Source organism: Brevibacillus sp. FW306-2-1A-C05A (genome assembly GCF_058781555.1).
Window position 1 is genome coordinate 1 of the sequence record NZ_JBYSWV010000087.1, and the last position, 9,284, is coordinate 9,284.

Genomic DNA, 9,284 nt, shown 5'->3' on the forward strand with positions numbered 1-9,284 from the left:
AAGTAGCTCAGCTTGGTAGAGTACTTGGCTTGGGACCAAGGGGTCGCAGGTTCGAATCCTGTCTTCCCGACCATTTTTCCCCGCACTTGTTGCCGGGTTTTTGTTTTCCAACTAAGATTGCGCGGGTGTAGTTCAATGGTAGAACTCCAGCCTTCCAAGCTGGTCGCGTGGGTTCGATTCCCATCACCCGCTCCATACGTATTGCCTAAAACGAGTGGCCGATTCGGTTGCTCGTTTTTTTCATAGGTAAAGACTGCTCCCATTCCATTTTGAACGACGTTAGGACAGACGGGTTATTTATGCAAAATCCTGTCGAGTTGAGTCATTTCGCGATCGGGGGCTACAATATAGGGGTGAAGCAACAACGATCGAAGGAATGGGGGCGTCTACATGAACAAGAACATGAGTATTGTCGGTGTACCGATGGATCTGGGTGCAGACCGTCGTGGAGTAGATATGGGACCAAGTGCAATCCGTTACGCAGGTGTTGTAGCTCGTTTGGAGAAAATGGGCTTTCATATCGAGGACCGTGGAGATATTTTTGTAACACGACCTCATCGGTTTACGGAAACAGAAAACCATAAGTACTTGGATGAGGTTGTAGAAGCGAATGAAAAGCTTGCTGATGTTGTAAGCGATATCATGACGGCAGGCCGTTTCCCGCTCGTGCTGGGGGGCGATCACAGCATTGCTTTGGGAACGATTGCAGGTGTCGCCAAGCACGTGAAAAATCTCGGGGTCATCTGGTTCGATGCGCACGGAGACTTGAACACAGGAGAGACTTCTCCATCGGGAAACATCCACGGGATGCCGCTGGCGGCGAGCCTTGGCTATGGACATAAGCGTTTGACGAACATCGGCGGATTTGCGCCAAAGCTGCAGCCTGAAAACGTGGTGATTATCGGGGCGCGCGACCTCGATCAAGGCGAGCGCGATTTAATCAAGCGCATTGGCATGAAAGTGTTCACCATGCACGAGATCGACAAGCTGGGAATGGCTCGCGTGATGGAAGAAGCGATTGCCCACGTGTCCAAAAACACCGATGGCGTACACTTGAGCCTGGATTTGGACGGACTGGACCCGCATGACGCGCCAGGAGTAGGAACCCCGGTTATCGGCGGTATTTCTTACCGGGAGGGGCATGTCTCCCTGGAGATGCTGGCTGACGCTGACATTCTCTGTTCCGCAGAATTTGTGGAAGTAAATCCGATCCTCGACCGTGAAAACATGACAGCGCGCGTCGCAGTCGCGTTGATGAGCTCTGTATTCGGCGATAAACTGCTGTAACCAATCGTTGTCTGAGAACAAAAAGAGAGGCAAAAATCGCCTCTCTTTTTGCTTTTTACGCATCTTTACATTGGTGGGAGAAAGAAGTACATTCTAAGGATGGAGATGTAGTTCGTTTAATAGATGGTCAAGTTGCACGCTTAGGGCGACTAATTCAGGAGTGATGGTTGCCTGCTTCTTATACTGATCGTTGAGCTCTTTGCGTAGCTGCTCGATCTGGAGGAGAACGTCCTGCTTCGACATACGTCCCACTCTCCTTTCCAACTGAGGGATGAAAGAGTTATCATCAATAATATATAGAGGTAGGCAGTTACCTTATTCCTCTATTTCCCAACAAATTACCTGCACAAACACGCATTTAGAACGAAACCATTTGCAGTATCATCCGTATATAGGATTACGGTATTGTGGGGAGGATCGCATGGATTTTGTAGAGAAACGGTTGACTCAGCGAGCGAAGCGTGGAGACCGTGAAGCATTTGCGGAGTTGATCGAAATTTATAAAGACAAGATATTCCAACTTGCTTATCGTATGGTGGGAAACCGTCAGGATGCGGAGGACATCGCGCAGGAGACTTTTTTGCGCGTGTATGCCAATCTGCATTCGTACGATGACAGCTACAAGTTCTCCACGTGGATCTACCGGATCGCGACCAATCTATGTATCGACCGTGGCCGTAAAAAAAGACCTGACTTTTCATTGGATGAAGAAACCGAACCTGGACAGGGAATGGACTGGTATTCGCGCCTGTCTTCTAGTGAGAAAACACCGGAAGACAAAGTCGTGACGCAGGAGCTGCAGGAGACAGTACAGGGTGCTCTGTCCCAGTTGCAGCCGAAATATCGCTCGATTATGATCTTGCGCTACATTGAGGACTTGTCGTTGCAGGAGATCAGCGATATCGTAAAACTTCCCATTACGACGATCAAGACACGCATTCACCGAGGACGGGAAGCGTTGCGAAGCAAGTTGCGATTGATGTGAGAAAGGAGAAAATCACGATGGAATGCCGGGAAATGATTATTCTCATCCACGAATATTTGGATGGGGACACTGATGAATTAGCCAATCAGCATTTGCAAGCACATATAAAAACTTGTGCGAGCTGCCGCCAGCATATGCACGAGCTGCAGCGAGCCATCGCTTTTGTACAGAGCGCTTCACATATTCATGTTTCTCCTGATTTTACGGCACGTGTACTCGCCCAATTGCCTGCGCCGACGAAGGCTAACCTGTTTTCAAGCTGGCTGCGGAACCACCCGTTTTTGACAGCAGCAGCGGTGTTTTTGTTCCTCATGACTGGCAGCTTGTGCGCGAACTGGTTTGACCGCGATAATACGCTGCAGGTATCTTCAGCCAACATGGATAAGTTGAAAATAGATCGGCAACGCAATGTCGTAGTGGTACCAGCCGGAACGAGCATTGATGGAGATTTGGTGGTGCGCAACGGCAACGTGGATGTTCAGGGGCAAGTAAAAGGAAATGTCGTGGCCATCGAAGGAAAAGTGTTCGTGGCCTCTACCGCTCAAGTGGTAGGCAATACCGAATCCATTGAAGCGATTTTCGATTGGATCTGGTATGAGGTGAAAAATATTGGAAATGACTTGCTTCCGATCTTGCCATAAGAGAAAATAGAGAGTACAGCTATCAACAGCACGGCAGTGGAGCCGTGCTTTTTCCGCAGGAGACAGGCTGACCTTATTTAGATGGAGCGAGATATGGGGGCTTCGTTATGATATCGATGGATTATGGGGATTTACTGCGGTATGGAACGGATATTTTACTCGTTACATACGTGATTTATAAAATTATTATGCTCATTCGGGGGACGCGAGCGGTACAGTTGCTGAAGGGGATCATGGTGATCGTCATCACCTGGCTGCTCAGCAAGTACTTCCAACTGACGACACTGCACTGGTTGATGTCGCAAGCTTTTACCTTCGGGGTACTGGCTGTGGTCATCATCTTCCAGCCGGAATTGCGTCGCGCGCTGGAGCAGCTTGGGCGAGGCAAGCTCTTTTCCCGCTCCAGCAGCCTGCAAGACGATGACATGGTGAACCGTGTGGTGCAAGAGGTGTGTAAATCGGTCACCTACATGGCAAAGCGGCGGATCGGGGCCTTGATCGTCATTGAGAGAGAGACGGGGCTGAACGATTACGTAGAGACGGGCATCGCGATCAACGGACGCGTGAGCTCGGAGCTGCTAATCAACATTTTCATTCCGAATACGCCTTTACATGACGGGGCCGTCATCATGCGCAAGGACGTCATTTTGGCTGCTGCCTGTTACCTTCCGCTGTCTGAGAACAACTCCATCTCGAAGGAGCTCGGGACTCGCCACCGCGCGGCAATCGGCGTCAGCGAGGTCTCGGATGGCATGTCCATCATTGTTTCGGAGGAGACAGGACAAGTGTCTTTTGCCGCGCATGGCGCGATGAACCGAAATCTGACGGAGGCGCAACTGGCAGAGATGCTGACCGAACAGCTCCAGCCTCTGTCAAAGGGCAAGTCCATTGGCAGTCGTTGGCAATGGAGGCGAAAACATGGATAAGTGGTTGAACAGTCATTGGTTTGCACGGGCCGTAGCGCTGCTTTTGGCTGTCATGATGTGGATGGTCGTCAACCTGGAGACAGAGCAAACACCGACTCCGGAAGCGAGCCAGCCCGTCTTTATTGACGGTGTGACCTTGCATGTCAAGTACGATACAGACCGTTTTCAGGTCGTCAAGCAGCAGCGAACGGTAAAGGTCGCATTGGAGAGCAACAACCCGTTCTACCGGCATAACTTTTTCCCGGCTGATTCGATGGAAGTGTACGTCGATGCCACCAATTTAGGAAAAGGGACTCACAGGGTGCCTGTCCAGTACAAAGGGTTCCCCGATGAGGTGAAAGTGGGCATTATTCCGAACATCGTGGAAATCACCCTGGAAGAGAAGAAGACGGTGGAACGGGAGGTTACGGTGGAAAAACTGGGGCAAGTAGCTCCTGGCTATACCGCAGGAGAACCGATCGTCAAGCCGTTCCGGGCACTGGTCAGAGTGCCGGAAAGCCAGGTAGACAAAGTGGCGGCTGTCAAAGCGTCTGTCGATCTGGAAGGGGCTACTTCTGCGATTAAGACTACAGTCCCACTGAAAGTAGTGGACAAGTCAGGAAATGTGATTCAAGGTGCGGATGTCATTCCGCTTACTGTAGAAGTAAATATCCCGGTCACGAGTCCTTTTGTGAAAGTGCCGATCAAATTAAACTTGACGAATGAAATGCCGAATGGCTATAGTTTGGCTAGTATGGATATGAATGTGGATGAGGTGACCGTTTTCGGTCCGAAAGAGGTCATCGACGCCATGAAGGCGAACACCTATCCGGGTCCGGAAATCGATCTTGCCAACATTACATCAGATCGCCTTCTGGAGCTAAAGATACCGTTAATGGATAACATTGTGAAGGTAGAACCGGAGTATCTCAAGGTATCGCTGAAAGTAGTTCCGTCCACAACCAAGCGTTTGGAGAAAATCCCGATTCGCATCAGCGGGTTGTCAGAGACTATGCAAGCCAAGGTGTTGTCCACCGATGGCCAGGAGTTGTCTACAATTGACTTTGAAGTAATCGGCGCGGCACAGGTGCTGGATCAATTGAGACACGAAGACTTGCAGGTCGTAGCAGATGTTAGCAACATGCCGGCTGGTGTGTACGAGGTACCTCTGAATTACATTTTCAATCAGCCGGATTATATCAAGACTTCTGCGAGCGCACCAAAAAAGGTCACAATCGAAATCACGAACAAGCAAAGGTAGACATAAGCTGTTGTGTGCACAAGGAAGGAAATGAGGGACAAACATGGGGAAGTATTTCGGAACAGACGGTGTACGTGGGGTTGCCAATACACAATTGACACCCGAGCTGGCATTTAAAATCGGACGCGTTGGCGGCTACGTTCTCACTAGACACAAGCAGGAAGGCAAACCAAAAGTGGTGATTGGGCGCGATACGCGCATTTCTGGACAGATGCTGGAAAACGCGCTTTTGGCTGGCTTGCTCTCGGTTGGAGCAGAAGTGGTCAGATTGGGTGTCATCTCCACCTCAGGCGTGGCGTATCTCACGCGTGCACTGGGTGCGGATGCGGGTGTCATGATCTCCGCCTCCCACAATCCGTTTCCGGATAACGGAATCAAGTTCTTCGGCAGCAACGGTTTCAAACTGTCCGACGAAGTGGAAGCAGAAGTAGAGCAGTACTTGGATGCGGCAGAGGACACTTTGCCAAGGCCGGTAGGAGAACAGATCGGTACGGTATTGGAATTCCTCGAGGGGGGGCAAAAGTACCTCTCTCACCTGAAAAGTACCGTATCCGAGCGTTTTGACGGCTTGAAGGTCGTTCTGGACTGCGCCAATGGAGCTGTCTCGTCGCTTGCCGCCCGTCTGTTTGCAGACGTGGACGCAGAGGTGATTACGATCGGGGCCAACCCGAACGGGGTCAACATCAACGAGCAGTGCGGTTCTACCCATCCTGAGCGTCTTCAGGAGGAAGTGCTGAAGCACAAGGCCGATCTGGGTCTTTCCTTTGACGGGGACGCAGACCGCTGTATCGCGGTTGACGAGACAGGTGAAATCATCGACGGCGACTACATCATGGCGATCTGTGCGCGCGCGCTGAAAGCAAAAGGAAAGCTCAACAACAATACAGTCGTGACGACCGTCATGGCCAACATGGGCTTTTTCAAAGGGATGGAGGAGTGCTCCATCCATACAACGAAAACCGCTGTAGGAGACCGTTACGTGGTCGAGGAGATGCTGCGCGGCGGCTACAACCTCGGCGGCGAGCAGTCCGGCCACATCGTCTTCCTGGACTACAATACGACAGGTGACGGGCTTTTGACAGGCTTGCAGCTTTTGAACATCATCAAGGAGTCGGGCAAGCCTTTGTCCGAGCTGAAACAGGTGATGGTCAAGTATCCGCAACTGCTGATTAATGTCCGCGTAGAGGACAAGTCGAAGCTGAACGGCAACGAAGCGATCGAGCAGGCCATTCGCGAAGTGGAGGAAGAGCTGGCGGGCAACGGACGCGTGCTGGTTCGTCCATCCGGCACAGAGCCAATCGTGCGCGTCATGGCAGAAGGCCCGGATGCTGCGCAACTGGAAGGGCTTGTGCATCGCATCGTTGACGTGGTAAAACAGCAACTGGTGTAAAAAAATGTTTCGGGGAGTGGTGCGACGCCACTCCCTTTTGCATACATGTAAATGACGAAGGTGTTGTCGCTCCTCTCAATCTGTGGTACAGTGTTCATGTGCATGCACGCACGATTTGAAAAAATTGGAGGAGATCGGACGAAGACAAAGCGGATACGAGGATCGGAAAACAACTGTCGTAAAGCGCCAGCACTGCGGCTGCCCGACATGGAGCCCAGTGGACGAGGTGGAGGTTTATCGAAGGATTCGGCGGGTACCTCCCGGCAGCAGTATCACTGCCGCAGAACGCAAGGACAAAGCACCAGGGTGATCTGGTGGACAAAACTTTGCGTATGATACGTTTGTAGCCACGGACAAAGGAAAAAAACATAGATCATAAACATGGAATGGCGGGGGCACTCCCCCGTACCATTGGTTTTGGGTTGTGTCCCCGTCAATATGGAAGGGGATCATACACTTATGTGCGGAATCGTTGGATATATTGGAGATAAACAAGCGCAAGACATCGTGATCGGAGGCCTGCGCAAGCTGGAGTATCGCGGTTATGACTCGGCGGGAATCGCGGTAGTGAACGACAACGGCCTGGAGCTGGAAAAGGCGCAAGGACGTCTGGCTGTGCTGGAAGATCGTCTGGCGTCGAAGCCGCTTGCCGGTTGCATGGGAATCGGGCACACACGTTGGGCGACGCACGGAAAGCCGTCTGACGAGAACTCCCACCCTCATACGGACGCAAAAACGTCTTTTGCCGTCGTTCACAACGGGATTATCGAAAACTTCCTGCCGTTGAAGGAAGAGCTGCTGGCAAAAGGCTACACGTTCACTTCCGAGACAGATACCGAGGTCATCGCTCACCTGCTCGCCGACATGTACGACGGGGATATCGTGTCCACGGCGCGTCGCGCTGTGCAACGCATGCGTGGCGCTTATGCGCTGGGAATCATGACCGAGCATGAACCAGATAAGCTGGTAGCCGTTCGTCTGGCCAGCCCGCTGGTAGTCGGCGTAGGCCAGGGCGAGAGCTTTATCGGCTCGGACATCCCGGCTATCCTGGAGCATACCCGCGACGTTTACATTTTGAACGAAGGCGAAATGGCTGTTTTGACGCGCGACGGCGTGGAACTGATGGACGCAGAGACCGGAGAGAAAATCGAGCGGGAGCTGTTCCATGTCGAGTGGGATCTGGTTCAAGCGGAAAAAGGCGGCTACGATTCCTTTATGCTCAAAGAAATTTACGAGCAGCCGCAAGCGGTTCGCGACACGATGGGCGCCCGCATTGACCACGAGAACAAGCGCGTGATTTTGCCTGAGTTGAAAATGAGCGATGCCGAGCTGGCGACGTACGACCGCATCTACATCGTCGCTTGCGGTACTTCCATGCACGCAGGTCTGGTCGGAAAAGACGTCATCGAAAAATGGACCCGCGTACCTGTAGAGGTAGCGGTGGCTTCCGAGTTCCGTTACCGTGATCCGATCTACACGGACAAAACTTTGATGATCGTCATCAGCCAATCCGGGGAGACAGCAGACACGCTGGCTGCGTTGCGTGAAGCGAAGAAGAGCAACGTGAAGGTACTCGCGATCACAAACGTCGTGGGCAGCTCGGTGGCTCGCGAGGCAGATGAAGTGATCTTCACCTGGGCCGGTCCCGAGATAGCGGTAGCTTCGACAAAAGCGTACACCTCCCAAGTGGTAGCCCTGTACCTGTTCAGCCTGTATCTGGCGCAGGTAAAAGGCACGCTTGCGGCTTCTGAGGTAGCAACTGTCGTGGAACACCTGGAGACCATTCCTGGAAAAATCGCAGCCATGCTCGAAGACGCTGAGCAGGTTCGCCACTTTGCCGAGAGCACAAAAGGGGTAAACAGCCTGTTCTTCATCGGCCGCGGCCTGGACTATGCGGTGTCGCTGGAAGGCTCCCTGAAGCTCAAGGAGATCTCCTACATCCACTCCGAGGCATACCCGGCTGGTGAGCTGAAGCACGGTACTCTTGCGCTGATTGAAGAGAACGTACCAGTCGTCGCATTGGCTACACAACCAGACATCTACGAAAAAATGGTGAGCAACATCGTGGAAGTAAAAGCGCGCGGCGCCCACGTCCTGGGCTTCGCGACCGAAGGCAACCACGACCTGGCGAAGAGCGTGGACGAAGTGATCTACATGCCAGCCACCCTGCCAATGCTCACACCGATTCTGACCGTCATTCCATTGCAATTGCTCGCTTACTACGCATCCGTCGCGCGCGGCCTGGACGTGGATAAACCACGGAATTTGGCGAAGAGTGTGACGGTGGAGTAACAGGATTTGTTGGAGTAGAGGTTTTGTTCACGAAAAATAATAATGTATACTGAAAAATAATTACGTATACTGACAAATAAAAACGTATACTGAAAAATAATTATGTATACTACTGACCTATTGATGAGCTGGTATTGACTAGCTCATCTTTTTATTATTGCAGTTTTCCGGTAAGAGCAAAGAAGGGTGGTTTAACGGACTGCATCAACAATTATCCTGCTCCGTAGCACGTTTGTTCCAAGTACAATTCAACATAAGATTGTTTTATAATGGATGACGGGGGGATAATATGTCAGAGAATACGAGGCTTAAGGAGTGGCAAAACAAATATAACTCGAGTGTGTACGGTTCGAATTCTGTACATAAGATAAAAAACACTGTGTATTCCGTATCAACCGGTCAATCGATGGAATATGTGGGGTTTTGGAGAAGGTTTTTTGCTTTTATACTAGGATGTGTCTGAAAACTCATTATTGAGTTAGTTTAAAGATGGACGCGACATATACAAACGCTAGGAATGATT

8 protein-coding genes and 1 tRNA gene are annotated in these 9,284 nt (G+C 51.4%); 8 read left to right on the forward strand and 1 reads right to left on the reverse strand.

What is annotated here, in order from left to right; translation table 11 throughout:
* Positions 1-121 precede the first annotated feature (121 nt).
* Positions 122-195, forward strand: a tRNA-Gly gene (locus AC3WJN_RS25145).
* 195 nt (positions 196-390) lie between these two features.
* Positions 391-1,287, forward strand: coding sequence for an arginase (rocF, locus tag AC3WJN_RS25150; RefSeq protein ID WP_005832279.1), 897 nt, complete (start codon positions 391-393; stop codon positions 1,285-1,287).
* Between the two features lie 93 nt (positions 1,288-1,380).
* Here rocF and AC3WJN_RS25155 read toward each other — a convergent pair whose 3' ends face one another.
* Positions 1,381-1,530 (reverse strand): aspartyl-phosphate phosphatase Spo0E family protein, encoded by a 150-nt coding sequence (locus AC3WJN_RS25155; RefSeq protein ID WP_005832277.1) that lies wholly within the window; start codon positions 1,528-1,530, stop codon positions 1,381-1,383.
* A 178-nt stretch (positions 1,531-1,708) separates the two neighbouring features.
* Here AC3WJN_RS25155 and sigW point away from each other — a divergent pair, with 178 nt between their 5' ends.
* From sigW to glmS, 6 genes are all read left to right on the forward strand, one after another.
* Entirely contained in the window at positions 1,709-2,272 is a 564-nt protein-coding gene (sigW, locus tag AC3WJN_RS25160) for an RNA polymerase sigma factor SigW (RefSeq protein WP_005832275.1), read from the forward strand.
* Between the two features lie 17 nt (positions 2,273-2,289).
* Positions 2,290-2,913, forward strand: a complete 624-nt coding sequence (locus AC3WJN_RS25165; RefSeq protein WP_005832273.1) for a zf-HC2 domain-containing protein — start codon at positions 2,290-2,292, stop codon at positions 2,911-2,913.
* A gap of 107 nt (positions 2,914-3,020) precedes the next feature.
* Complete coding sequence (gene cdaA / locus AC3WJN_RS25170; protein ID WP_007780837.1) at positions 3,021-3,839, forward strand: diadenylate cyclase CdaA; 819 nt, start codon at positions 3,021-3,023, stop codon at positions 3,837-3,839.
* Positions 3,832-5,079 carry a CdaR family protein gene (locus AC3WJN_RS25175; RefSeq protein WP_005832269.1) on the forward strand — a complete coding sequence of 416 codons (1,248 nt, stop codon included), beginning with the start codon at positions 3,832-3,834 and terminating at the stop codon, positions 5,077-5,079. Before cdaA ends, AC3WJN_RS25175 begins: the two co-directional genes overlap by 8 nt.
* Before the next feature lie 43 nt (positions 5,080-5,122).
* Positions 5,123-6,469, forward strand: coding sequence for a phosphoglucosamine mutase (gene glmM, locus AC3WJN_RS25180; protein WP_005832267.1), 1,347 nt, complete (start codon positions 5,123-5,125; stop codon positions 6,467-6,469).
* A gap of 459 nt (positions 6,470-6,928) precedes the next feature.
* The gene (glmS, locus tag AC3WJN_RS25185; RefSeq protein ID WP_007780830.1) at positions 6,929-8,761 is read left to right on the forward strand and encodes a glutamine--fructose-6-phosphate transaminase (isomerizing); all 1,833 of its coding nucleotides are present in this window, start codon (positions 6,929-6,931) and stop codon (positions 8,759-8,761) included.
* The last annotated feature ends 523 nt before the right edge of the window (positions 8,762-9,284 follow it).

Coding starts and splice junctions, on each gene's coding strand:
- rocF (WP_005832279.1), top strand. CDS start 391: ATGAACAAGAACATGAGTATTGTCGGTGTACCGATGGATCTGGGTGCA.
- AC3WJN_RS25155 (WP_005832277.1), bottom strand. CDS start 1,530: ATGTCGAAGCAGGACGTTCTCCTCCAGATCGAGCAGCTACGCAAAGAG.
- sigW (WP_005832275.1), top strand. CDS start 1,709: ATGGATTTTGTAGAGAAACGGTTGACTCAGCGAGCGAAGCGTGGAGAC.
- AC3WJN_RS25165 (WP_005832273.1), top strand. CDS start 2,290: ATGGAATGCCGGGAAATGATTATTCTCATCCACGAATATTTGGATGGG.
- cdaA (WP_007780837.1), top strand. CDS start 3,021: ATGATATCGATGGATTATGGGGATTTACTGCGGTATGGAACGGATATT.
- AC3WJN_RS25175 (WP_005832269.1), top strand. CDS start 3,832: ATGGATAAGTGGTTGAACAGTCATTGGTTTGCACGGGCCGTAGCGCTG.
- glmM (WP_005832267.1), top strand. CDS start 5,123: ATGGGGAAGTATTTCGGAACAGACGGTGTACGTGGGGTTGCCAATACA.
- glmS (WP_007780830.1), top strand. CDS start 6,929: ATGTGCGGAATCGTTGGATATATTGGAGATAAACAAGCGCAAGACATC.